At 31.1% G+C, this 25,151-nt stretch carries 27 protein-coding genes; 15 read left to right on the forward strand and 12 right to left on the reverse strand.

Translation table 11 applies throughout. The features are described from left to right. Positions 1 to 101: 101 nt before the first annotated feature. From J8L88_RS08415 to J8L88_RS08445, 7 genes are all read left to right on the forward strand, one after another. On the forward strand, positions 102 to 503 hold the full coding sequence (locus J8L88_RS08415; RefSeq protein ID WP_211060502.1) for a hypothetical protein: 402 nt from the start codon (positions 102 to 104) through the stop codon (positions 501 to 503). A 7-nt stretch (positions 504 to 510) separates the two neighbouring features. Next, positions 511 to 999 carry a hypothetical protein gene (locus J8L88_RS08420; RefSeq protein ID WP_211060503.1) on the forward strand — a complete coding sequence of 163 codons (489 nt, stop codon included), beginning with the start codon at positions 511 to 513 and terminating at the stop codon, positions 997 to 999. 1 nt (position 1,000) lies between these two features. Then, on the forward strand, positions 1,001 to 1,576 hold the full coding sequence (locus tag J8L88_RS08425) for a YceI family protein (protein ID WP_211060504.1): 576 nt from the start codon (positions 1,001 to 1,003) through the stop codon (positions 1,574 to 1,576). 75 nt (positions 1,577 to 1,651) lie between these two features. Continuing rightward, positions 1,652 to 2,518: a helix-turn-helix transcriptional regulator gene (locus tag J8L88_RS08430; protein ID WP_211060505.1), complete on the forward strand. Its 867-nt coding sequence runs from the start codon at positions 1,652 to 1,654 to the stop codon at positions 2,516 to 2,518. 92 nt (positions 2,519 to 2,610) lie between these two features. After that, positions 2,611 to 3,480 (forward strand): NAD(P)-dependent oxidoreductase, encoded by an 870-nt coding sequence (locus tag J8L88_RS08435; RefSeq protein ID WP_211060506.1) that lies wholly within the window; start codon positions 2,611 to 2,613, stop codon positions 3,478 to 3,480. Between the two features lie 4 nt (positions 3,481 to 3,484). Then, on the forward strand, positions 3,485 to 4,090 hold the full coding sequence (locus J8L88_RS08440; RefSeq protein ID WP_211060507.1) for an FMN-dependent NADH-azoreductase: 606 nt from the start codon (positions 3,485 to 3,487) through the stop codon (positions 4,088 to 4,090). 100 nt (positions 4,091 to 4,190) lie between these two features. Beyond that, positions 4,191 to 4,394 carry a hypothetical protein gene (locus tag J8L88_RS08445; protein WP_211060508.1) on the forward strand — a complete coding sequence of 68 codons (204 nt, stop codon included), beginning with the start codon at positions 4,191 to 4,193 and terminating at the stop codon, positions 4,392 to 4,394. A 54-nt stretch (positions 4,395 to 4,448) separates the two neighbouring features. Here the strand turns inward: J8L88_RS08445 and J8L88_RS08450 are convergent, their stop codons facing one another. The 9 genes from J8L88_RS08450 to J8L88_RS08490 form a co-directional block, all read right to left on the reverse strand. Continuing rightward, positions 4,449 to 5,423 (reverse strand): alpha/beta fold hydrolase, encoded by a 975-nt coding sequence (locus J8L88_RS08450; protein WP_211060509.1) that lies wholly within the window; start codon positions 5,421 to 5,423, stop codon positions 4,449 to 4,451. Between the two features lie 24 nt (positions 5,424 to 5,447). Further along, the gene (locus J8L88_RS08455) at positions 5,448 to 5,858 is read right to left on the reverse strand and encodes a nuclear transport factor 2 family protein (RefSeq protein WP_027394932.1); all 411 of its coding nucleotides are present in this window, start codon (positions 5,856 to 5,858) and stop codon (positions 5,448 to 5,450) included. A gap of 50 nt (positions 5,859 to 5,908) precedes the next feature. Continuing rightward, entirely contained in the window at positions 5,909 to 6,469 is a 561-nt protein-coding gene (locus J8L88_RS08460) for a TetR/AcrR family transcriptional regulator (RefSeq protein WP_027394931.1), read from the reverse strand. A gap of 93 nt (positions 6,470 to 6,562) precedes the next feature. After that, positions 6,563 to 7,825, reverse strand: a complete 1,263-nt coding sequence (locus tag J8L88_RS08465) for a POTRA domain-containing protein (RefSeq protein ID WP_211060510.1) — start codon at positions 7,823 to 7,825, stop codon at positions 6,563 to 6,565. A 58-nt stretch (positions 7,826 to 7,883) separates the two neighbouring features. After that, on the reverse strand, positions 7,884 to 9,146 hold the full coding sequence (locus J8L88_RS08470) for a POTRA domain-containing protein (RefSeq protein WP_211060511.1): 1,263 nt from the start codon (positions 9,144 to 9,146) through the stop codon (positions 7,884 to 7,886). Positions 9,147 to 9,214: 68 nt separating this feature from the next. After that, entirely contained in the window at positions 9,215 to 9,946 is a 732-nt protein-coding gene (locus J8L88_RS08475) for a hypothetical protein (RefSeq protein WP_211060512.1), read from the reverse strand. After that, positions 9,939 to 10,937 carry a glycoside hydrolase gene (locus J8L88_RS08480; protein ID WP_211060513.1) on the reverse strand — a complete coding sequence of 333 codons (999 nt, stop codon included), beginning with the start codon at positions 10,935 to 10,937 and terminating at the stop codon, positions 9,939 to 9,941. The genes J8L88_RS08475 and J8L88_RS08480 overlap by 8 nt, the downstream gene beginning before the upstream one ends. A gap of 86 nt (positions 10,938 to 11,023) precedes the next feature. Continuing rightward, on the reverse strand, positions 11,024 to 11,944 hold the full coding sequence (locus tag J8L88_RS08485) for a hypothetical protein (protein ID WP_027394926.1): 921 nt from the start codon (positions 11,942 to 11,944) through the stop codon (positions 11,024 to 11,026). 71 nt (positions 11,945 to 12,015) lie between these two features. After that, positions 12,016 to 12,726 (reverse strand): DUF547 domain-containing protein, encoded by a 711-nt coding sequence (locus J8L88_RS08490; RefSeq protein ID WP_118387809.1) that lies wholly within the window; start codon positions 12,724 to 12,726, stop codon positions 12,016 to 12,018. A gap of 309 nt (positions 12,727 to 13,035) precedes the next feature. Between J8L88_RS08490 and J8L88_RS08495 the strand changes: the two genes are divergently transcribed. Then, positions 13,036 to 14,337, forward strand: a complete 1,302-nt coding sequence (locus J8L88_RS08495; protein ID WP_211060514.1) for an NAD(P)/FAD-dependent oxidoreductase — start codon at positions 13,036 to 13,038, stop codon at positions 14,335 to 14,337. A 3-nt stretch (positions 14,338 to 14,340) separates the two neighbouring features. Then, on the forward strand, positions 14,341 to 15,978 hold the full coding sequence (locus J8L88_RS08500; protein ID WP_211060515.1) for a 4Fe-4S dicluster domain-containing protein: 1,638 nt from the start codon (positions 14,341 to 14,343) through the stop codon (positions 15,976 to 15,978). A gap of 75 nt (positions 15,979 to 16,053) precedes the next feature. Here the strand turns inward: J8L88_RS08500 and J8L88_RS08505 are convergent, their stop codons facing one another. After that, positions 16,054 to 17,331, reverse strand: coding sequence for a sensor histidine kinase KdpD (locus J8L88_RS08505; protein ID WP_118387815.1), 1,278 nt, complete (start codon positions 17,329 to 17,331; stop codon positions 16,054 to 16,056). A gap of 285 nt (positions 17,332 to 17,616) precedes the next feature. Further along, positions 17,617 to 18,888 (reverse strand): sensor histidine kinase KdpD, encoded by a 1,272-nt coding sequence (locus tag J8L88_RS08510; protein WP_027394921.1) that lies wholly within the window; start codon positions 18,886 to 18,888, stop codon positions 17,617 to 17,619. A gap of 231 nt (positions 18,889 to 19,119) precedes the next feature. On the opposite strand from J8L88_RS08510, the gene J8L88_RS08515 reads away from it, so the two are divergent. From J8L88_RS08515 to J8L88_RS08540, 6 genes are read left to right on the forward strand one after another with little or no spacing between them, the layout of a single operon-like run. Beyond that, entirely contained in the window at positions 19,120 to 19,614 is a 495-nt protein-coding gene (locus J8L88_RS08515; protein ID WP_211060516.1) for a toxin-antitoxin system YwqK family antitoxin, read from the forward strand. Further along, positions 19,615 to 20,307, forward strand: a complete 693-nt coding sequence (locus tag J8L88_RS08520; RefSeq protein ID WP_027394919.1) for a glycosyltransferase family 2 protein — start codon at positions 19,615 to 19,617, stop codon at positions 20,305 to 20,307. Beyond that, on the forward strand, positions 20,307 to 21,779 hold the full coding sequence (locus tag J8L88_RS08525) for a cellulose synthase family protein (protein WP_027394918.1): 1,473 nt from the start codon (positions 20,307 to 20,309) through the stop codon (positions 21,777 to 21,779). The genes J8L88_RS08520 and J8L88_RS08525 overlap by 1 nt, the downstream gene beginning before the upstream one ends. Beyond that, positions 21,779 to 23,158: a mannosyltransferase gene (locus tag J8L88_RS08530; protein ID WP_211060517.1), complete on the forward strand. Its 1,380-nt coding sequence runs from the start codon at positions 21,779 to 21,781 to the stop codon at positions 23,156 to 23,158. The genes J8L88_RS08525 and J8L88_RS08530 overlap by 1 nt, the downstream gene beginning before the upstream one ends. Next, a complete protein-coding gene (locus J8L88_RS08535; RefSeq protein ID WP_027394916.1) occupies positions 23,155 to 23,598 on the forward strand; it encodes a hypothetical protein in 444 nt (147 codons plus the stop codon). The genes J8L88_RS08530 and J8L88_RS08535 overlap by 4 nt, the downstream gene beginning before the upstream one ends. After that, positions 23,588 to 24,415, forward strand: a complete 828-nt coding sequence (locus J8L88_RS08540; RefSeq protein ID WP_051336269.1) for an alpha/beta hydrolase — start codon at positions 23,588 to 23,590, stop codon at positions 24,413 to 24,415. Before J8L88_RS08535 ends, J8L88_RS08540 begins: the two co-directional genes overlap by 11 nt. On the opposite strand, the gene J8L88_RS08545 is transcribed toward J8L88_RS08540, so the two are convergent. After that, complete coding sequence (locus J8L88_RS08545) at positions 24,416 to 25,150, reverse strand: protein phosphatase 2C domain-containing protein (RefSeq protein WP_118387821.1); 735 nt, start codon at positions 25,148 to 25,150, stop codon at positions 24,416 to 24,418. Position 25,151 lies beyond the last annotated feature (1 nt).

The raw sequence follows: 25,151 nt of genomic DNA on the forward strand, positions 1-25,151 counted from the left end.
ACCTTGTTTTTATCTAAAATCCGTCTCATTTAGCAAATTGAAACGATTTTTTTCTGCATTTGGTCAATATTTGTCTCATACAAATTCCAAAATCAGAAAAAATGAAACATTTCGCAATTTTAAAAAAAGTAAGCATACTCTTTCTTTTCATCATTTCTTTCTCCACCTTTTCTCAAGAAAATAATACGGACTTACAACTATTAATAGGTGAATGGAAATTAGACATGAGTCCTCAGGATAAAACAGACTCTAATTTTGCTATGATGCGTATTGATAAAATCAACTCCAAAACTGTACACGGTACATTTTATCGAGAAGGAGTTAAAATACAAGAAGGAAGAATTAATACCCAATTAGATGTTGTTTATGTTTCTCTGATATCTGGTGACAATAGCGGAAGTTATAACACAAGCTTTTACTATAAAAACGGAAAATTATACGGTTCTACTCATGCTGTGGATAGAGGCTTTTTAGCAGTTTGGATTGCAGAAAAAACTAAATAATAACGCTATGAGAATAATAATTGTACTATTAGTAGCATCTACCTTAAATTCATTGACCGCACAAATACAATATGGAACTCCCATAAATGAAGAATTACCTGATAAGTTAAAAACACTTCGTAAGGCAATTGAAGTAAATAACTTTCCAAAAAAAATTGATGCAATTAAGATTGATAATCGATTTTATTGGAAACATAACACAGCTATCCTATGTAAAGAAAATGAGATTAAAATCATAGAATATGGTGCTTATCTTTTCTACAATAACACTTGGAATCTTAGGAAATCATATCCATTAAAAGAATTAAATAAAAACTTTGGTACTAAAAAAGAAGTGATGAAACAGTCTCAACCATATACTTGGACAAAAAACTGGCGAACAGATAGTTCTCTCTTTGGCGGATGGGCTATGTGGTACTTTATAGGCATTACCAAGAATGGGGAAACTGTATGCGGATATCAAAAAATAGAAACAACCAATAAACTTCTGAATTAAAATGAGAACACTAAAAATTATATCTGTAGTATTTTTTCTACTATTAGGATTACGAAGTATAAATGCCCAGAGTTTCGAATTAGACACAAAAAAATCGACATTTTTCTGGACAGGTAAAGCTGCATTTAATTCTTATTCTCTAAAAGGCACGATTGACGCAAAAAAAGGGGCGATGATTATAAGTGATACTGTAATATCCGCTATGAATATTACCATTGATATGAAAAGTTTAGATCATGAAAATAACGATCTCAAAAATCATTTAAAAAACGAAGATTTTTTTGAGGTTAAAAAATATTCAAAAGCTATATTTACTCTAGAAAAAACGACAAAGATTGAAAATCACAAAGCTATTCTACAAGGTAAACTGACTATTAAAGGAAAAACAAACCTGGAACGTATTCCTGTTAACATAGAACACAATGACTCTGGAATTACTATTACATTTAATCATACAATTGACAGAACTAAATATGGAGTTAATCATAACTCTCCAAGTATTTTTAAACGTATGAAAGAAAATGCAATTGCAGATGAATTTATCCTAAAAGGTAAGCTGAAATTCGATTCTGATTAAACTTTTGATCGAAAATCACTACTTTTATAAAAAGCCGCTATTTAATTATATACATTCTATTGATTTTCGCTTGTTATGAAAGTAGTTCCTCAAGTATTTTATCAACATCCTAGAATAGAAAAAGTTTTAATAGACGGTCTTTCTTGTGTAATTCTAAAAAATGTAAAACAAGCGGATCTTCAGAATGAAAGGTATTTAGCTTCTCACGCATTAACATTAGTACTAAATGGAGGATTACAAGTCGAAACCCCAGAAGGTGATTTAACCATAGTTCGAAAAAATCAAATCATTCTTTTACCAAGAGGACTGTATATGATATCAGATATTATCCCTAAGGATAACTCTTTCGAAGCAATTGTTTTCTTCTTTGATGAAGAAATCACAGATGAATTTTTGAATAATTTCGAAGTGTTTACAAAGGAAGATACCTCAACAAATTTAGTACTAGAGTATGATCAAAATCTGCGACTTTTTACAGATACTCTTCTTACCCTATACAGAGGTAAAAATCAGCATCAATTCACAAGACCAAAACTACTAGAACTACTGCATTTGATCAGTATTTCGAAACAAGGGAGTGAATTTCTGTCAAAGCTTTTTCAATTAAAAAAAAGAGCTAAAAAAAACATTCGGACTTTTATGAATAACAACTTTGACAAACCACTGGACGTTGAAGATTACTCTTATCTTACTGGAAGAAGTATCTCGACATTTAGAAGAGATTTTAAATCTAAATTTGGTATTTCTCCTAAAAAGTGGCTGATCGAAAGACGGTTAGAAAAAGCTTCTTTTTTATTAAAAGACACTAACGATTCTGTTACAAGTATCGCACGACAAGTTGGATACGAAAACACCCCACATTTCATTAAGACATTTCAAAAAAAATTCAATATTTCTCCTAAGCAATTTCAAATTAAATACCGAAAAGACATTATGATCTAAGTTTTTGATCGAAAAACACAACTTTTAGTTTTTTCGAAAACTTATTTTTTTCACTTTCTGTGACATTTGTATAAGAATTAAAACATATACAAATGAATAAAATAGGATTTATAGGATTAGGTATTATGGGAAGTAGAATGGCTTCTAATCTTCAAAAAGCCGGCCATTCACTTATTGTATACAACCGAACCAAAGAAAAAGCAAACCATCTACTGGATAATGGAGCAACATGGGCAGAAAACCCTAAAGAAGTTGCACAAAACGTAGATGTTTTAATCACAATGCTATCTACTCCAGAAATTGTCAAAGAAGTTGCTCTTGGCAGCAAAGGTTTTCTTTCTTCTCTTAAGGATAATAGTATTTGGATTAATTGCAGCACGGTAAATCCATCATTTACCAAGGAGATGGATATCATCGCAAAAAAACATAGAATTCGTTATCTCGACGCTCCAGTAGCAGGTACGAAAGCTCCTGCTGAGATCGGTGAATTACTCTTTTTGGTAGGAGGCGATTCAGCTTCTGTTACTGAAACTAAATTCTTACTTGATATTATGGGAAAAAAGACATTGCATTTAGGAAAAGTAGGAATGGGTGCTGCTATGAAAATGCTAATTAATCAATTATTAGGACAATCTATGGTTGCTTTTTCAGAAGCATTAGTGATGGGTGAAGCAATGGGTTTAGAAAAAGGAACATTACTCAATGTACTACTAAGCACACCTGTTGTTCCTCCCGTAATGTCAGCAATCCGTTCAAAACTTGAAAATTCGGATTACGAAACAAATTTCCCCTTAAAGTGGATACAAAAAGATCTACACCTATCCACTATTTGCGCATATGAGCAAAATGTAGCGCTCCCCAATCTTACAATTACTAAGGAAATCTATGCACAAGCAAAACAGCATGGGTATGGAGATCTAGATTTTAGCGCAGTATATGAATTTTTAAACCTTAAAAAATAAAACTATGAAATTACTAAGAATAGATTCCAGTTCTAGAATCAACAACTCAGATAGTCGAAAAATAGCAGATCAATTTCAGCAACATTGGCAAAAAAGCAATCCACAAGGTTCAATTATAATTAGAGATATTATAAATAAACCTATACCACACATACATCAAAAAACAATTGAAGGGTTTTATACTTCTAAAGAACAATTTAGTGACGAATTAAGTAGTGCTACAAAATTATCTGATCAACTCATTGAAGAGTTAAAGGAAACCAACACTTTACTCATAAGCACACCTATGTATAACTTTAGTATTCCATCTGCCTTAAAAGCTTGGATTGACCACATCGTTAGGATTAATAGTACTTTTGGGATAGATGAGCAAGGTCAATTTTATGGTACAGTCAAAAATGTAAAAGCTTATATCATAACCTCCGCAGGAGCAGTATATAACTCAACTGAAATGAAAGCCTTAGACTTTCTTCAACCCTATTTACAAACAGTTCTAGGTCTTATTGGGATAACTGATGTAACCTTTTTGCCAATAGAAGGAACCACTATGAATGAAGAAGTATTTAAACATTCAAAGCAAACAATTTCTGAAATCATAAATAAATTGTAAAAAAGCAACAAATTCCCCATATTAGCGTTAATAATTCCATAGACATAAACCTCAAGTGTCTTTAAATGTTTGGGGAAATATTATTCTTAAAACTTTAATTATGTTAAAGAACATTTTAAATTTAAAAAACGCTCAAACTCTTAGCAAAGATCAACAAAAGTCTGTAAATGGAGGTAATCTTGGAGCTTGTCCTAATCCTGTTGACGCTCAAAAATGTCAATCTTGTGGTGGGTATCCTTTACCAAATGGTTGTTGTTTAGGAACAAGAGAAACGCATATGTGTATTTCAGGTATATTTGAATAATAATGAAACAAGGATCTAGTCTAGATGCTAGATCCTTGTTCTATTTTGCAGCTATTATTTAACTCCATTTTTTTTAAGGAAAAATCTAATTTTCCCGATAATCGATTTACTTTCTTCTTCTAATGCAAAATGTCCTGTATTATAAATATTATAATCAATTTTTTTTACATCCTTTTTAAATGCTTCTGCCCCACTTTCTGGAAAGAAAGCATCGTTTTTACCCCAAACAATTAATAGTGGAGGTTGGTTGTCTCTAAAATACTTTTGCCATTTCGGATATAACTTTAAGTTATTTTGATAATCATAAAACAAATCTAAATTGACTTTATGAGCATTCGGTCTTGACATTCGTAAGTAATCCAAATGCCAAGTATCTGGATTCACATTTTCTGGATTTCTGGTACCGTGAGTATATTGCCATTTTAATCCTTCTAAAGAAAACACCGGTAATAAAGCCTTCTCAGTTTCTGGAGATCTATTTGCCCAAAATGCTTTGACATCCTTCCAGGCAGGTCCTAAACCTTCTTTATAGGCATTTCCATTTTGATTTATAATAGCGGTTACTCTTTCTGGATACTTAGTCGCAATTCTTAGACCTATTGGAGCACCATAATCTTGAATCATTAATGCATAAGACCTAATTTCTAACTTTTCCAAGAAAACCTCAATAGTCTTAGCTAAATTATCAAAAGTATACTCGTAAGAGGTAGCACTAGGAAAATCACTATTCCCAAAACCAGGATAATCCGGTGCAATTAAGTAAAACTCATCTGATAATGCATTCAATACTTTACGGTATTGATGAGACGAAGAAGGAAATCCATGCAATAATACAATCGCCGGATTTTTGGGGTTACCAGCCTCTCTATAGGCAACATCTATTCCTTGTATATTGATTTTTTTATATTTAACCGTATTCTCTATAGTAGTTTCGTAATTATTGTTAAGGGGTAAACCATGCGCTAAGACACTTGTGGTAAGGGTAATCACAAGCAATACTATAAAACGTTTTGTCTTTTGATTTTTCATCTTTATGTATGTATTTAAATTAGATTATAATTTTCTTTCTGTCTCTGATATTTCTAAATCGTTAATACTGGCATATCTTTTTTCCATAAAACCATTCTCATCAAACTCCCAATTTTCATTACCGTATGCTCTGTACCATTGATTGTTTTTATTTTGATATTCATACTCAAATCGCACTGCAATTCTATTATCTTGATATGCCCATAATTCTTTTCTAAGTTTATAATTGAGTTCTTTTTTCCATTTATCTCTGAGAAATTCCTGTACTTCTTCTCGTCCATTGATGAATTGATTTCGATTACGCCATTCGGTTTCTAAACTATAAGCCGTTGATATAGCTATTGGATCTTTGCTGTTCCAGGCATCTTCTGCCATCTGAACCTTTTGTTTTGCCGTTTCTTCTGAAAAAGGTGGCAAGGGGAATTTTTTTTCCATTATTTAAATTTTATTACCGAACGTTCGGTAAATTATTAATATAAAAAATATTATACTTTATACTTAAGCTTTATATCTTCTAAAGTATCTAAAAACAAGCTGTTATCAGACATTGCATTAGATACAACAAGGCTTCCTTGTATACTTATTAAACCCTGTTTTGCAATTCTCGTTGATTGATCTTTACTAAGTCCGAACTCTAATCCAAATTCTGTAAAATTTCTTATCCATCTATTCATTTCTCCCTTTATTTGCTCTCCAAAAATTCCCATTCCTGATTCCATTGATAGCGATCGAAGTACACAGGTTTCTTTCCCATCATCATATAAATCCTTGATTCTGGTTAATGTCATTTCCAACCTTTTCTCTTTTGTTAATTTTTTATCTATTAATAATTCATACAGATTCTTATGCAACCAATCTGAAGAATACGATAAGACTGCAAGACCAATTCCTTTTTTCCCTTCCGGAAATCTATGATACAAACTTGCTTTTTTTAAACCAGCGCCTTCTGCTAATTCATTCAAACTAGCTCCTTCATAGCCTTTAGCTCTAAACACCTTATTAAGGCCATCCATTAATTGTTTGTCTTCTACTTTTACTGGTCTCATAATAGCACAAATGTAAGGATATAAAGTTTTTTACCAAACGTTCGGTTATTAATTAACTCGTTTTTAACACAAAAGAATATGATCTTATCATTATTAAAAATATTGCCCTATCCCAAATACAAACCCATTAGTAGCATCTTCGGTAACCCCATATCCATAATCTATTCTGAAGATTGCATTAAAAATACGTTTATGGATAAATCGTAATCCTATTCCCGGGTATACTCTAAAGTTTTGAGTGTCTCCAAAATCTCCAAAATCTCCTCCTGGATTTCGCCAACTACCTCCATCAACAAAAACATTACTTTGTAATACAAACCAATCTTTATCATATAAAGTATGTCTATATTCTGTGTTTAATACAATCACACCAGTTCCTCTATCGATTGTATTACCTACCCCTCTAATATTTAGATTATTATCAACAGCAAAGGGAGCAAAAGGAGAATCGTCATTAGTTGCTAAACCAACCCTTAATCTAGATGCCCAATTCCCTTTTTTACCAATTCGATGGTAATACATAAAATCATTCCATCCAATTAAAAAATCTGGTAATACATTTTCTGTACTAATTACATATTGAAAGTTTGCTACACTTCTAAATCCTGATACATATTGAAAATAATAATCTAAATTATTATACTCATAGATTAACTTAAACAGTACTTTATTTACATCAAAATCTAACGGTACATTTGGGCCCGTAGCTCCATTTCTATATGTATAATCTTCATTAAAATAATTTACACCTAATTCTATTCTGTTTTGAAAATTAAATTGATACAATCCTAAAACCTCGTATGATGTATTATTATATTTATAATCTGCAGTGCCAGTATCTAAAAAAACGGGTTCTTGGGTAGTAAGACTTTGATAATTAAACGCTAAACCAAATCTTTTGGTAAACAAATATGGAGCCCTTATATTGACCCCAAACGAACTATAAATATCATCTTGATAAAATCCCCCTAATGCTACATTCTGTCCAAATAAATTGAACTCATACAATCCTACTCTAAAAGCAAATTCGTCATTATTTGTGGTGTATACATTGGCACTTGGAATGATCGTAAAATTCTCTTCTACACCATAAACAACTTTGTAACCATTCTCTTGTTCATGTACTTGATAATAGGCATGTGCAATACTCGGCAAACGTTTTAATCGTTTGATATCTTCTTCTATTTGAATTGAATCCAACACATCACCTTCTCGAATGGAATTCAATTTTGTAATGGCTCTTGTTTTTGTTTTTTTATTTCCTTGAATAACAATTTCAGAAATTACATTTTCCTGAGCATAGCCTAAACAACAAAAACAAAAGGTTATGAAGACAAGGGTGAGTCTTATTCGCATTTAGTTGTAACTATTTGAAGCAATTTTCTAACAAAGGTACGTCTTATTACACTGCAAATCAAAAATATTGACCAATTCCAAAGGTAATTCCATTGGTTGCATCATTTCCAATTCCGTAACCGTAATCTAATCTAAAAACTGCGTTAAAAATTCTTTTATGTATGAGTCGTATTCCTGCACCGGGATAAAAACGTAATGTACTTCCATCCACTAGTTCGACAAGTTCTCCTCCAGGATTTCTCCAGGTTCCAGTATCGATAAAAACATTACTTTGAACCACAAACCAACCTTTTTCATATAAAGTGTGTCTATACTCGGTATTTAAAACTATTGCAGCGGTACCTCTATCAATAGTATTTCCTGCACCTCTTATATTTAATTGATTATCTACAGCAAATGGAGCAAATGGAGTATCATCATTAGACGCATATGCTAACCTAAGACGATTAGCCCAATTGCCCAATTTACCCACTCTTTTGAAATATTCGAAATCATTTCTACCGATAAAAAAATCATCTAAAAGACCATCACCACCGGTAACAAATCGAAAATCTAAAAGGCTTCTCAAACCAGATACATACTGATAATCAATATCAATATCGTTATACTCATACTCTCCTCTGTAAGCAATTTTACTAGCAGAAAGGCGTGTAGGGATTTCTGAAGGTAAATCTCCTTCTATAAAATTATATTCTTCATTAGAGATATTAACTCCAACCTGTGCTTTATGATGAAAGTTAAATTCGTATAACAAATTAACTTCGAAAGCTCTTGTATCGAATTTATAATTTATCGTATTATCATTGTCAAGAAAAATAGGCTCTTGAGAAACTAGATTCTTATAATTAATACCAAAACCAAATTTATTTGTAAAAAGGTAAGGAGCTTCCCAATATCCACCATAAGAATCAAACACATCTCGTTGATAAAACCCTCCTAATATTTGATTTCTTCCGAATAAGTTAAACTCAAAAAGGGATACTCTATATGCAAATTCACCATTGTTATCAGTTGCTATACTAAGCCCTGGAATAATGGTGAAATTTTCTTCAATAGTATAGATAATTTGATACTCTGATCCTTGATTTTTTTGCACTATTGCTTCTGCATTTGCAATACCAGGAAGTCTTTTAAGTCTTTCTATATCTGTCGCTACCCTCAGAGAATCGTATACCAATCCTGGTTTTACCTTAACTAATTTCCTAATAAAGGATTCTTTTGTCCTTTTTAGTCCTGTAATTTGTAATTCTGATACTAGAGCATCTTGAGAAAGGCTTCCTTGATACACAAAGAAAATCAGTGCTATTAAGATTTTCTTCATAACATATTTTACACTCGTAGACGAAAAACATGTTATGATCTTACATAAAAGATTAAATAAAGTTAAGGCTAGAATCTTTTTTGAATAAACAAATTCACCCAATTATCTTCACTGACTCCCATAAGGGTAAAATTATATGAATTAGCTGCGTCTAACTGTGGTGGAATTTCTTGGGTGATATTTAAAACTACATTATCCGTTTTATAATATTGGAATTGTTTTTGAAAAGTATAGGTTCCAGAAAGCAATTCATCATCAGTATCAGAAATTACTTGAAAATATATCTTATTATCATTAAATATTCCATCTTCCCAATTAAATATTGGCATATTTTCACTATTTGTATTCACAACCACTTCATCTGTAAACTCTGTAGGTTTTGTTAGATGTTTTAATCTAATTGGATTTGATAAATGCAATTTTTCATTTTCAAAAAACGTAATAATTACCCACTTTTCTTCAGTTGTAGTTCTTGTGAATTTTTTTAGATATCCGTTAAAAATATCTGTTGGTGCTATCATTACCTGTTGATAGTTTTGATAATCATTTTTATCAGCTTCTATATTTGCTGTTTCAAAATATCTAATATCCGTTGCTCCAGGTCTAGGATATACATACGCAATAATGACATCTTCATCTGATTCAGATCCCGAAGCACACGCAATTACATTATCAATTTCTATTTCATTTAAAGCCACTAAAGATGTAAGAGATTCATCCAATAAAATCGTATTTTGATCTTTATTACAGGCCAATAAAATGCAACATAAGACATATACGATATAATTGGTTTTAATCATCTTTATACAATGTTTGTATTAACTTTTCTGATGGTTTATTTTGTATTGTAAATCTATTATTATCTTCTCCACCCACCTTATCATGGTCGTGGTACCATTTCCAAAGAAATCCTCCGGCAAACCATTGTTCTTTCCAGAACTCCTCATATAATGCTGTTAACGCATTATTCTGAGCTTTTAAATCTACATTTCCTTTCACTCTATCAGAAGCCCAAGGTTCTTTTCCTGTATAATGTATACTTCTATATCCAAACTCTGTAAACAAAACAGGTTTTTCTATTGTTCTTTGTAATGCTATTATCTTGTTTTTATGCTTTTGCCAACCTTCCCTCATCTCCTCTACACTAGGCGTTTTACTCTCAGAAACCGGAAAGTAAGCATCTACACCTATATAATCCAATTGATTCCAAAAAGGAGCATTTGCAAACTGATCCCAATTCTCTGCATAGGTTAACCTACCTTCATAAACAGATCTAACTTTCTGTATTAACTGCTTCCAATATTCGGGTCTTTTCTGTACAAAAGTGTGCAATTCTGTACCAATACATAATATTGGAACATTTAATTTTTGCGCCAATTTAGCATACAGCATAATAAACCCTTCATAAGAGCTTTCTAAGGTTTTCCAATCCTCTTCAGAATCCATAGAAATATTACCCGTAAACTCACCTCGCCAAACCCAAATCTGTGGCTTCAGCATGACTTTAATCCCTTTTTGGTTTAGTAATTCAATGGTACGCTCTGCTCCATCTGCTCTCTCCCCCCACCATTGCCTTTCTGTATTAAAAACAACTGATGGTTCTTTCAAATTTTTCACAAATCCAAATGGCATCACAGCAGCCCAATTTGCATTTACTTTTACTACAGGATCTATATTTGTCTCATTAATCTCTTTTGGTGATGCGACAAAACTAACTCCATTGATTTTAGATTGCTGTCCAGAACAGTTCAAAAAACAAATACTAATCAGCAGTATAAAAAAACGTTTCATGATTATTTTTTATACCGCTGAAAATACAATTTATATTTTATAGTGCTTAAAACATTGCTCTTAAACCTAAGCTAAATGTTTGTTTTCTATAATACATATCTTAAACCTATATTGTATGATTCTCCAAGACCAGAATCATTTCCTCTTGCAAAATAACTCCATAATGCTTCAATATTAAGCGATTTTGTGAGTTGATATTTTGCTCCTGCTCCTACTGCAGTTAGGTCTTGCTCAAAATCATTATTTAAATCAATAAGTTGAAAATGTTGTACAAATACTTGTGCTGTAAACTTAGAGCTCGGAAAATAACTTAAGAACACTCCAGGAGTAAGACGGAAGCTGTCATTTGCAAAACTACCTTCCGATCTGCCATCGCTATTAAACTCAAGGTCCTTACCAAAATTATATTCAGTATTTAGATCAAAGAAAAGCTGCCACTTATTACTATTACCTAAAGCAAGGTCATAAAAGAATCTGTTTTGAAAAACAAACCCATCTTGATCAAAGAAAACACCATCATCAAACTCACTTTTTATTGTCGGAATCACCAAGCTACTTTGTACAGAAAAATTACTCAGACTTTTAAAAGGGACAAATTTTACACTTGGAGCGATACTGGTAATACCACTTCTTGCTGATCCACTTTCTCCATCAAAACTAAAGACATCAAAAGCACCACGGTCTCCTATTGTATTAGATCTAAATTCAATAATCGCACCTACAGTAATTCTTCTATTTTCTGAAATTCCATAGAAAACATCTAATGTTGAAGTAAAGAAGTTTTCTCTATCAGCAGAAGATACATCTCCATCAGCATTTGCAATACGAGTTTGTGTATAAAGATTATTAAACCATTTAACATCTACTTGTCCTTTTCCAATCAATTTTGAAGGAGTAAGATTTTGTATTACAGAACCATTATCCTCTGCATCATCATCTTGCGCAAATCCAAAGCTTACGGTTAGTAATAAAAAAAGTGCGGTTATTATATTCTTAGTTAATCTCATGATTTAAATATGTTTATTATTAGATTAAGTGTTTATTGGATTACTTGTTATCCTTATTTATAGGTTTATTATTATTTTGCTACGTTTAAACTCCAGTTATATGGGTAGTATGATACTCTTGCATTCGCAGGAATTTTTTCTTTTCTAAATTGGTTTACGTAGTCTATTTCTGAACCATTTTGAGTAAAGTCTCCTTTATACCATTCGAAAATTTGAGAAAGTTGTACTTTCTTTCCTTTTACTTTAATAAAGTTAGGATTGTTTAATGCTATAGTTGTTTGACGCTGTAATTGTTTTTCTAAAAGCGAAGGAGTATAAGCTTCTGAAATTATTGGAGGGCAACCTAACCCAGCACAAACCAGTGCAAAGTGAAAACGTGCTTCGGTTGGAAAATTCTTTCTAAGAATCTTATTTTCCAAATCATTTAATGTTGTTGATTTACCCGCTAAAGTATATTTAATCTTATCAAAAAAGCCTTTGATATTAAGTGGTGATTTTGTTGGATAATTATTAATTACTCCTTTAATAACAGATAAATTATATCCATTAATATAAAATGCTTGAAAAGTTTTAGAATCACTCTTAGAAACACTTAAGTTGGCAGCTATATCCAATAACCCATCCAATTCCTTAGGATCACTTTTTATTGCTTTATAATCTACTTTACCATTTGTTACATGTTTTTTAAAAAACGCATCAGATTTGGTGAAAAATTCTGTTGTGCTTTGCGAAAAGCTAACAGTAACCATTAGCAAAGTCATTATAAAAATTATCTTTTTCATTGTTTTAAGTTTTAAAAACTTCTTATTATGAAGTTGGTTTAATACAAGTTAAGTTTACCTTGGTAACGGGCATTGAGTCGGAGCGTCTATATGCTACTTACAAATTATTTTCAATTTGTTTGAAAGAATTTTTTATTCATTTATAAAGAAAATCATCGTTCGAATTCTTTACTAAAACTTACAAAAACTTAGCTTTTTAGATTAATTCTAAATTATTAATGTTGGTTAAGTTCTTATATTTATAAACGACTTACGCACAGAAGCTTCATTTTAAGAACTAAAATTGAAAATCAACTAACACACACCTCTATGGAACATATTGTAATTATCGGCAACGGAATTTCTGGTGTTACTGCTGCAAGGCATATCCGGAAAATGTCTGATAAAAAGATTACTCTCGTATCTGCCGAAACAGATTATTTCTTTTCTCGTACTGCGTTGATGTATATATACATGGGACACATGAAATTCGAACATACACAACCTTATGAAAATTGGTTTTGGGAAAAAAATCGTATTGAATTAAGGAAAGGGTTTGTTTCGAAAGTAGATCACCCAAAAAATCAATTGATTTTTGAAGGTGGAGAAAGTCTGCAGTATGATAAACTAATAATTGCTACAGGTTCTAAACCAAATAAATTTGGATGGCCAGGTCAAGATCTAGATGGTGTTATGGGAATGTATCATAAACAGGATCTTGAAAATTTAGAAAAATATGCTCCTAATAATAAAGTTTGTAAAAGAGCTGTTATTGTTGGTGGTGGTTTAATCGGAATAGAATTAGCAGAAATGCTTAACTCTAGAGGAATCCCTGTTACTTTTTTAGTAAGAGAAGATAGTTTCTGGAATGGCGTTCTTCCTGCTGGAGAAAGCGGAATGATTAACCGACATATAAAGAATCATCACATTGACCTTCGTTTAGGTTCCAATCTAAAAGAAATCATTTCTGATAAAGATGGAAAAGTGAAGTCAATAATCATTCAAGAAACAGGAGAAGAAATAGCCTGCAATGTTGTTGGGCTTACCGCCGGTGTATCTCCCAATGTAGATTTCTTAAAAGATTCTGGAATTGAATTAGGAAGAGGTGTTAAAGTAAATCGTTTCTTAGAAACAAATATTTCTAACATATATGCTATTGGTGATTGTGCAGAACAACACCAAGCTATTGGAAACAGAAGACCAATAGAAGCAGTATGGTATACCGGAAGAATGATGGGCGAAACTGTTGCACAAACGATCTGTGGAAATAAACTAGAGTATAAGCCTGGTCACTGGTTTAATAGTGCCAAATTCTTGGACATCGAATATCAAACATATGGATGGGTATTTGGTAGACCTCAAGAATATGAAGAACAATTCCATTGGATACATCAAGATGATACAAAATGTGTTACCGTTTCTTATCATAAAGAAACTAGAGAGTTTCTAGGAATAAACACTTTTGGGATTCGAATGCGTCACGAGGTATTTGACAAATGGTTAACTGAAAAAAGAGATGTAGACTATGTCATCTCCAATTTATTAGAAGCCAATTTTAATCCTGAATTCTTCAAACATTTCGAAAAAGATATTTTAAATGCTTTCCAAAAGCAACAAACAATAAACGCATAAACAATGGCAGTAGAAAGAAACATGGCATTAACAGGACAACCTCCTAAGAGCCTAAATACAAAACAAAAGATTGGTGTTCTAGTTGGAATGACTGGACTACTTATATTATTACTAGCTACCTTTAATCTCAATTTACCTAATAAAGCTACTTGGCTTACCTTATCATTATCAGCTATAACTATAGGTATTGTTATCTTCTCTAAAGGTGCATATGACAAAAAATTAGAAGGTATAAAAAATGATGCAGTTTGGTTTAATTCTATGTCATCAAGAGGAGTCCTTGCCTGGATTGCAGGAATAGTACTTACAGGTTTTTATGTTGTGTTGTACTTTTTTGCTGATTTATTAGGACTAGGGCAAGGAGTAGATGGTGCTAATACTGGCTTAATCGCTTTATTCGATCCATTGAGTTATGCTTTTAAAAATGAACAAGCAAGTCAGTGGTTTGTATATGGGACATTGTATACCATCGCTATCATAGGGTTTGGAATAAAGTTTATTATGAAGTATAAACATAACCGCTATGAACAATTACGTACAGTGAGTGTAATATTTTTCCAAACCGCATTTGCGTTTGTGATTCCTGAATTAATGGCTCGCTTAAACTCTGATACATTTTCGTTACCTTATAATGATCTAAAAAATATGTGGCCGCTTAATTACTATGCATTTGAGCAATGGAGAGTAGATCAATTTATAAATGCACAAAATATTGGTTTATTCTTCTTAATCCTAGCTGTATTAATGGTATTTGTAATTTCCCCTTGGTTAACGTACAAATATGGGAAAAGATGGTACTGTTCTTGGGTTTGTGGCTGTGGAGGACTTGCAGAAACTGCAGGGGATTCTTTCCGTCAATTATCTGATAAGAGTGTAAAAGCATGGAAAATAGAAAGATGGATGATCCATACGGTATTAGTGTTTTCAGTTATCATGACTGTTGCAACAATTTCAACCTTTTTAGGATATGACGCTACTAAATACTGGTTTACAAAAAATGTATTTTTAATAAGTGTAGGAGTATTTTTAACGTTACTTTTTGCAGGTATTCTGTATTATAAGAGAAAGCAACTTAACAAAAGTGCTGTTGCTGGAGCAACTGGCTTCTTCATATTTACTATTGCATTTCTTGTTTTAATCAGTTTTGTAGACTTAAGTCAAATACAAATTCAGGCTAAATACTTTTCATTTGGTTTAAACAATAACAGCTATACTGCAGATAGTGCACTTAGAGCTTTTTATGGTTTTGGTATTGGATCTATTTTCTCTGGTGTTATTGGTACTGGATTTTATCCAATTCTTGGAAATAGAGTTTGGTGTCGTATGGGTTGCCCAATGGCAGGAATATTAGGAATTCAACAACGATTATTTTCTAAATTTAGAATTACTACTAATGGAGGTCAATGTATCTCTTGCGGTAATTGCTCTACGTATTGTGAAATGGGGATCGACGTAAGGTCGTATGCTCAAAAAGGAGAGAATATTGTACGATCAAGTTGTGTAGGATGTGGTATTTGTTCTGCAGTATGTCCAAGAGGTGTATTAAAATTAGAGAACGATAACTTAGATGGAAGAATCAATTCTAACGAGATTCTATTAGGCAATGATGTCGATCTTATGGATTATGTGAATAATAAATAAATTCAAAAACATCAATAGTATGAAAAAACAGCCTAGATAGGCTGTTTTTTTATTTACAAAAGTTTAGTTCATAAATTAGGCACTCATTGTATTGGGAAAATATAAATTAATCGTTGTTCCTTTGTTGTATTCACTCTCTATTTCTAAAACTCCGTTCTGTTTTTCTACTAGTTTTTTAGCTATACTTAACCCAAATCCTGTACCTCTTTCATTTTCTGTACCAGTAGTAGAATTGTTTCTTTCTTTTTCAAAAAGATTATAAAGACTATCATTACACATTCCGATTCCTTTATCTTCTATAGCTATTCTTACCTGTCCACCTATTTTTTCCGATTTTACAATAATATCTGAACCTCGGTGCGAAAATTTAATGGCATTTGCTATCAAGTTTCTCATTACAGTTTCCATCATTGCTGGGTTTATTGTTACTTTTAAATCTCTAGGCAACTTATTTATTAGACTAATCTCTTTATTTTTTGTTTTTAAATCAGAAAACGCAAAAACCTTATCTACTATGACAGAAATCTCTTTTGTCTCCAATAAAACTTGTGATTGTTTTTTGTAAATGTTTCCCCATTCTAATAAATCCTCCAACAAATTATTTCCTTTATCAGCAGCTTGTCTTATCATATTTCGTATCTCATTTCTTTCTTCATCATTCTCTACTTCATCTACCATGTCAATTAATGATCTAAGTTGATAAAATGGAGTTCTAAGATCGTGACCTATAATCCTAAACAAATCATCTTTGGATTGATTCATTTCTTTTAATTCTTCATTCTTGATGCTTATCAATCTATTTGCTTCTTTAACTTTTCTAGATAACTGTACAAGTAAACGCTGACAGAAATATGCCATAAGACCACCACCACTAACAATAACAAAATAAAAAGCAAACTTCTCTAAAGGAAAGCTAGGGTAATAAAACATACATAATCCTATGAAAAGAAAATTAATCGTTAGCAAGAAGATAATATGCCTAAAATGCACCAACATACCTACTGCAAAAAATAAAAGAGATACAATTACTTCTACTTTTAGGAAAAATGATTCAAATATGAAATTAGGATCATCTACGCCAAAAAATATCGTTGACATCATACCTAAAACGATAGTATATACGGATAAGGTAAGTAGTTTTGATTTTCTAATAAAACCGCTTCTCTGCAATATTAAACCAAGAGTAACTATAGAAAATGTAACAACAGCTCTATTAAAATAAGCACTTAATCCAGCTTCGTTAAACTCAACTAAGCCATCAAGTATTATTCCTGGTAATGCAATAAACATTACCGTAAACAAAACCTTATCAAACTGAAAGAATCCGGGTAATTTTTTAGATGTGCTATTCATATTAACATCGATTTATTTAGCCCCGTTAAAACTTATCTCAATATAGTGAAATTTATTTATTTATCGTTAAAAACAACTAAATAATCGATGAAATACACATTTTTTGATAAAAAAACTACATTTGGTAAGAAAAAATCAATCAATATTTAACTTTTCTATCAGCTTATAAATATCAACAATAAAGAATATTGTCGAGTTAGAAACGATCTAAACTTAAAGAAGTGATCAAAAATTCTTTCTTAATTTGTAGGAAAAAGAAGTAATCTAATACTATTTTTGGAAGTGTTAAGCTACCAAAGGAAAAGTGAGTACTACTTTTGTTCCTTTTTTCAATTCACTGTCGATTGAAAGTGACCCCTTTTGTTGTTCTACAAGTTTTTTTACAATTCCTAATCCATAGCCAGTTCCTTTTTCATCGGCGGTTCCAGATGTTGATTTAACCTGATCAGAAAATAGCACCGTTAATTGTTCGGAACTTATACCTACACCTTTATCCACAACCGATAAATCAATATGGCCATTATTAATACTACAATTAACTATGATTTTCGATTTTGGATGAGAAAACTTAATGGCATTTCCAATTAAGTTTCTAAAAATAGTTTCCATCATAGAATTACTTATTCTCAATTTTATATTTTCTGGTACCTCATTGATCAACGTGATTTCTTTAACATTGCTATTAAATTTATAAAACTCGAAAGTCTTATTTACAATTTTAGCAATTGAAAACTCATCTAAGTTTATATCACTATGATCCACATCTTTCTCATCCCAACTTAACAGATCTTCCAAAAGTTCGTTTCCTTGAGTAGCTGATTCTTTTATAAGATTAAGATATTGCAACTTTTCATTCTCATCCTTACTTTCTGAAATAAGGTCAATTAGCAGACTCATTTGATGAAAGGGGGTTCTTAAGTCATGACCAATAATTCTAAATAATTGATTTTTTGTAGCATTCATTTTTTTTAATTCAATATTCTGCTTTTCTATCAGTACTCTTGCAGACCTAATTTTTCTAAAAAGTGATTGTACAAATTTTTTACCTGCATAGGCTATAAATCCACCACCCGAAACCAAAACTCCACAAAAGATAAATCTCATAACCGAATGTTCATTGCCAATTGTTAATGCACAACAAATAATGAATAAAATATTCATCGTATTTAGTATAAAAAGATGCCTTGCATGTATCAACGTACCCGCAGCAAATATGACCGTAGCAAAAATCATTTGAACATGTATAAAATTGTATTCAAACGCAAAACTGGAATCAAAATAACCAACAATAAAAGTGTAATCAATCGCAATTCGAATTGTATATAAGGATATTACGATTAATTCCTTTTTTGTTATTAGATTAAGTTTAAGTATTACTAATCCTAAGGTAAGAATGATAATATTAGTAATATCTCTATAGAAATACAAACTAAATCCAGTATTTAAATACTCTAAATAACCATGAAGCGCGGTAGCTGGAAGTATCACACAAAAAAAAGGTGCTAATACTCTATCATATTTCCAGGTACTATCAAATGCTAATAGCTTCAATTTCATAAATGCGATTATATTTTTTTTAAATAAAAAAAGAAAAATAAAATGATATAATCTTTTTTATTTATCGACAAATATACCAAAATCATCGATAAAATACATTTTTTCACATAAACAATTCAAAAAAAGTAAGTTTTATACGCACATAAAAAACTCTCTTGATTTAGATTTTTAAAATAATTTGTAGGTATCTCTAATAGTTTTCGTCTAAGCACGTAACCAATGATTAAAATGATGAAATACATACTTTATATTGTTATTTCCTTTATATCCTTTTCCTTTCAAACTTCTGTAGAAAAAGAATATCATAAAGAATATTACAATGATGGATCTATCAAATCCGAAGGTTGGAAAATGGATGGTCAGAAAACAGATTATTGGTATTCTTATTACCCTAACGGTACTATTTCTGAACAGGGACATTTTTGGAACAATAAAAAACAAGGATATTGGTATTTCTACTCATCAAGCAATAAACTAATCAAAGAAGGGCATTTTATAAACGATAAAGCAGAAAAATGGTGGATTATTTACGATATTGCCGCAAGTAATAAGAAAAATCGTATTACTAGAAAGTATCAATATAAAAATAATCAAAAAAACGGGTATTGCCTTTTATATAAAAATGACAAGCTTTTTAAAGCAGAAAAATACATTGACGATCAGAAAACCGGAGAATGGACAGATGTTTTTAGCTTCAAAAAAGACAACCCCAACGCTTCGCTATAAATGAATCCCATAATCAAAGTAATCATACCTGCCTTTAATGAGCAAGACTCTATAGGCCACGTAATTAATGAAATTCCTGATATAGTTTCTGAAATAATTGTGGTAAGTAATAGCTCTACAGATAATACCGAAGACGTAGCAAGACAGGCTGGAGCTACTGTATTAAAGGAAGAAAGAATGGGATATGGGTATGCTTGTTTAAAGGGGCTTGATTATGTTGCCTCACAACAAGATGTTCCAGAAATCATAGTTTTTCTGGATGGTGATTTTAGTGATTACCCTGAAGAATTGACAAAAATAGTTGCACCTATAATAAATCAAGATATTGATATAGTAATAGGTGCTAGAGATAAAAAATTACGGGAATCAGGATCAATGACGATCCCTCAGATTTTCGGAAATTGGCTTGCAACGAGCTTAATGAGATTGTTTTTTGGTGCAAAATTTACGGATCTTGGACCTTTTAGAGCAATTAAATATGATAAGCTTTTAGAACTGAATATGCAGGATAAAACGTATGGCTGGACTGTAGAAATGCAGTTAAAAGCAATAAAAAGAAATTTTTCCTATATAGAAGTTCCGGTTCGATACAAAAAGAGAATAGGTGTCTCAAAAGTTTCAGGAACCATAAAAGGTGCTATCTTTGCAGGCGTTAAGATTTTAAGTTGGATTTTTAAATATAGCTTTGCGTAATGGATATTGCTATCATTGTTATTTATACATTAGCGTTATTAATAATTTTCTTGTACAGTTTAGCGCAGTTGAATTTACTTTTCAACTATCTCAAATCACGCAAACTGGATGACAAATGTCCTACTTTTGATCTTTCTAAAGAAGAAGAAACCCCTTATGTAACAGTTCAATTACCGGTTTATAATGAACTATATGTAATGGAACGATTACTGGATAATATTGCTCTATTAGAATATCCAAAGGATAAGTTAGAAATTCAGGTATTAGATGATTCTACAGATGAATCTGTGCATACTACAGCTACTCATATAGAGAAACTGCGAAAAACGGGGCTAGATATTCAGCATATTTGCCGAGAAGATAGAACAGGATTTAAAGCAGGTGCTCTAAAAGAAGGATTGAAAATAGCCAAAGGAGAATTCATAGCAATTTTTGATGCTGATTTCTTACCTGGAAGAAAATGGTTACTTCAGACAATTCCTTATTTCAAAAAAGAAAATATTGGTGTTGTACAGACTCGTTGGGGACATATTAATAGAAATTACTCAATGTTAACTAAAATTCAGGCATTTGCGTTGGATTTTCACTTTACTATGGAGCAAGTAGGACGAAATTATAAAGATCACTTTATTAATTTCAATGGAACTGCAGGAGTATGGAGAAAAAAATGTATCGAGGATGCAGGAAATTGGCAAGGTGATACACTGACAGAAGACTTAGACCTTAGTTATAGAGCCCAACTAAAAAAATGGAAATTCAAATATCTTGAAGAAGTAGAAACTCCTGCGGAATTACCTGTTGTTATTAGTGCAGCTCGCTCCCAACAATTTAGATGGAATAAGGGTGCGGCAGAAAATTTCCAAAAATTGTATTGGAAAATGCTTAAAGATAAAACCGTTCCTTTTAAAACTAAATTTCATAGTTTCTTTCACTTATTAAATAGCAGCATGTTTTTATTAGTACTACTAGTTGCAGTATTAAGTGTTCCTGTGATGTATATTAAAAACAGTAATCCAATGTTTAGCTGGTACTTTAATGTAATTGCCTTTTTTGCATTAAGTACTGTGATCTTTTTCTTCTGTTATTGGCATACATTCAAGAAAATTCATAATGGCGGTTTTTGGAATTTCATAGAATATATAAAAATGTTTTTCACCTTCTTTTCTATAGCTATGGGATTCTCTGTACACAATTCTATGGCAGTTTTAGAAGGCCATTTTGGAAAGAAAAGTGAATTTGTTAGAACTCCAAAATTTAATATCAATACGCTAAAAGATTCTTGGAAAGGAAATAAATACGTAAACAAGAACATTTCTGGAAACACCATTATTGAAGCTTTACTTATGTGCTACTTTGCATTTGCTTTATACAGTGCTTTTAAACTACAGGATTTTGGATTGTTTCTATTTCATATCATGTTATTTCTTGGATTTGGATTTGTTTTCTTTAAATCAGTTACTTCTAAATTATAATGAATGAATTATGGAAATACAATAAGTTTTCCATATTACTAGTATTCATTTGTACCATATTTTATTGGGGTTTTGCCTATCAATTAGAACGCATTGATTTCATAAAAATGTTTGCCTTATGGGTTGGTTTATTTTTTATCTCCTATAGAATCATTAAAATTAATTCTAGTAACATTAAACTATTAGCAGGTATTGCTTTAGCTTTTAGAATATTGTTTCTTTTTGCAATACCAAATCTATCTCAAGATTTTTATAGATTCATTTGGGATGGTAGAATGTTATTGGAAGGGTTTAACCCTTATCTATCCTTACCTGAAACATGGATTGCAGAAGGTAATGCCCCAATTGCTCAAGCACAAAAATTATATAATGGTATGGGCACTCTTAATGGCAGTCATTATACGAATTACCCTCCTTTAAGTCAATTTTGTTATGTTATCGCTGGTGTTTTTTCTGGAAACAGCATTTTAGGTGCGGCAATTGTTCTGAGGTTATTAATCATTTTGGCAGATATTGGTACTTTTTTCTTTGGAAGAAAGTTATTGCAAATGTTGCATATACCAGAGCATAGAATCTTTTGGTATATCTTAAATCCTTTTGTTATTATTGAACTTGCCGGAAACTTACATTTTGAGGCAGTCATGATATTCTTTGTTATCTGGTCCTTGTATTTATTGCAAAAGGGATATTGGTATTGGGCAGCAATGGCACTGGCATTTTCTGTATCTGTAAAATTAATCCCCTTGCTCTTTTTACCCTTGTTCTTTCAAAAATTCATAACAGGATTTAATACATCTAAACTTAAATATCGTTTTTTTAAACTTATTGGTTTTTATAGTATTGTTATTATAACTACTGTACTTCTATTTACTCCTTTTTTATCTGCAGAGTTTATAGCAAACTTTAGTAAAACCATTAGTCTTTGGTTTCAGAACTTCGAATTTAATGCGAGTATCTATTACATTATTCGTTGGATTGGATATCAAACCATTGGTTGGAATATAATTGGCACGGTAGGAAAGATATTACCATTAATCGTTATTGGAATTCTATTAATTCTTACGTTTTTTAGAAAAAACAAAAAGACATCAGAATTAATTACCGTTATGGTTATTGGTATTTGTAGTTATTATTTCTTGTCAACTACCGTTCATCCATGGTATATAGCAGTTCCTTTATCACTTTGTATATTCACTAATTATAGATTTCCTATTTGGTGGTCATTTCTTATTATATGCAGCTACACAGCGTATATCAACCTTGATTTTAAAGAAAATTTATGGTTTGTTGCTCTGGAATATAGTATTGTATTTGGTATTTTTATTTTTGAAGTATTAAAAAACACTTCAAAAGTTTCATTAAAATCTATCTATACTTGAGTTTTAAACTAAATAGCAAACTACACTTTCTACTTATAACAGTACTTGTTAGTAGTTTTTCGTTTTCTCAAGATACTACAACCATTACAGAATTATTACAAAATAACTGGGATCTATGTAAATATAGAACGGATAGACATTTTTGCGAGTTTAATTCAACTAGATTAGATTGTGATTATCAACTTGAAATTACACAAAATCAATTTACTTTATTCAAAGATTCAAAAAAAGTAGATGAGGGAAACTTTGAAATTGAACATCATTCTGGAGATACTTTCTTTATAAATTTTAACTCTTTATCAAATAATAAAATATTAGAATTATTTGGAGCGAACACTATCAAGCTTTTTAATAAAAAAGAAGAAGGTTTTGCACTTTTTACAGAATTGACAAAAACCCTTTTTGTACTAAAAAATACGAAACAATATCTTGAAAATTAATTTTAAAAAAATAGCACGTAGATTATTACGATTTGCAGGAGTCATTATTATTTTGATCCTTTTTATATATATCTTTTTATATGTGAAACAGGAACGTTTCTTTTTCAATCCAAAAGTATTAGACAAAGATTATTCGTATTCCTTTGATCAACCGTTTGAAGAGATCAACATAGCTGTAGAAGAGAATATCAATCTTAATGCATTATTATTTAAAACAGATTCTATTAGCAAAGGGTTAATATTATATTTTCATGGTAATGCAGGAGCTATTCATGAATGGGGAGAGCGAGCGTATTTATATACAGAAAATAAATTTGACGTTTTATTCGTAGACTATAGAGGATATGGTAAAAGCGACAGCTTCTATGAAGAAGAATCAGAACTTTATCACGATGCTCAAAAAATATACGATTATGCCCTAACTAGATATGACGAAAAAGACGTTATTATATTAGGGTATTCCATAGGAACAGGATTTGCATCATATACCGCAGCAAAAAATAATCCTAAACTTCTTATTTTAGAAGCGCCATATTACGCCTGGAATGAATTCATAGCTAATATAGCACCTGTTCCACAATCATTAATTAACTACGAAATCCCGTCTTATAAGTTTTTAGGAGAAGTCAATTCTCCTATTCGTGTTTTTCATGGTTCCAAAGACTTTTTGATTAAACCAGAAGAGCATTCTAAACGATTAAAGCAATTATATCCGGATAAAATTGAACTTACACTTATTAAAGGGGCAGGTCATAATGGTATTTATCTTTCTAAACAATATTATGACGAGTTAAAGGAATTGTTGGAGAGGTATTAATCATACAATAATTCTAATAATAGCAAGATCATCTGTTAGAGTTTGGTCCATTCTAATTTCTAAATCTTGAATTTTCTTTTCTAGAAAGTGGTCATATTCAATTCCTGCCTTATCTTTCAATAAAAACTGAATAATCTCCATTTCTTTTTTCTGATGTTTTTTGTTTTTAAAATTTTTAAAAGAAAAAATACCATCTGTACAGATAGACAAATCTTTAAAGGATTTTATAGATAGTCTTTGTTTTTGTAATAAATACCAAGAATTAAAATCTTCATTTAAATGATATCCCAAATAATCTGGTTTATCATTTTGTTCATATTCGACAACATTATTATCAAAACAAATTAAACCATCTCCAATTGTCAAAAACTCACCAGTAGAAGTCTTTTTATCAACTATTCCGATAATTAAGGTTGATAATAATTCTTCTGTTTCGATACCTAAACTATTTTTAAATACTTTAAGCTGATTAAACAGTTTTTGAAGGATTTCTTTTAAACATAAAACTAACTCAGAAGAATCACTTTCTATAAAGTCCGTATAAAACTTCTCTTTAGCTACATTTCTAAGAATTTTTCCTATAAGAATTGATGCGAATACAGATTCTTTTCCCATAGTACAACCGTCCATCACAGCAATCATAAATCGATTTGAACTAAGCTGTTCTTTTATTAAAAAATCTTCGCAATAATTTGTGTGAAAGTTACCTATTTTAAGTGCAGAATATATCTTCATA

The sequence above is a fragment of the Aquimarina sp. MMG015 genome (assembly GCF_018100855.1).
Lineage (GTDB): Bacteria > Bacteroidota > Bacteroidia > Flavobacteriales > Flavobacteriaceae > Aquimarina > Aquimarina latercula.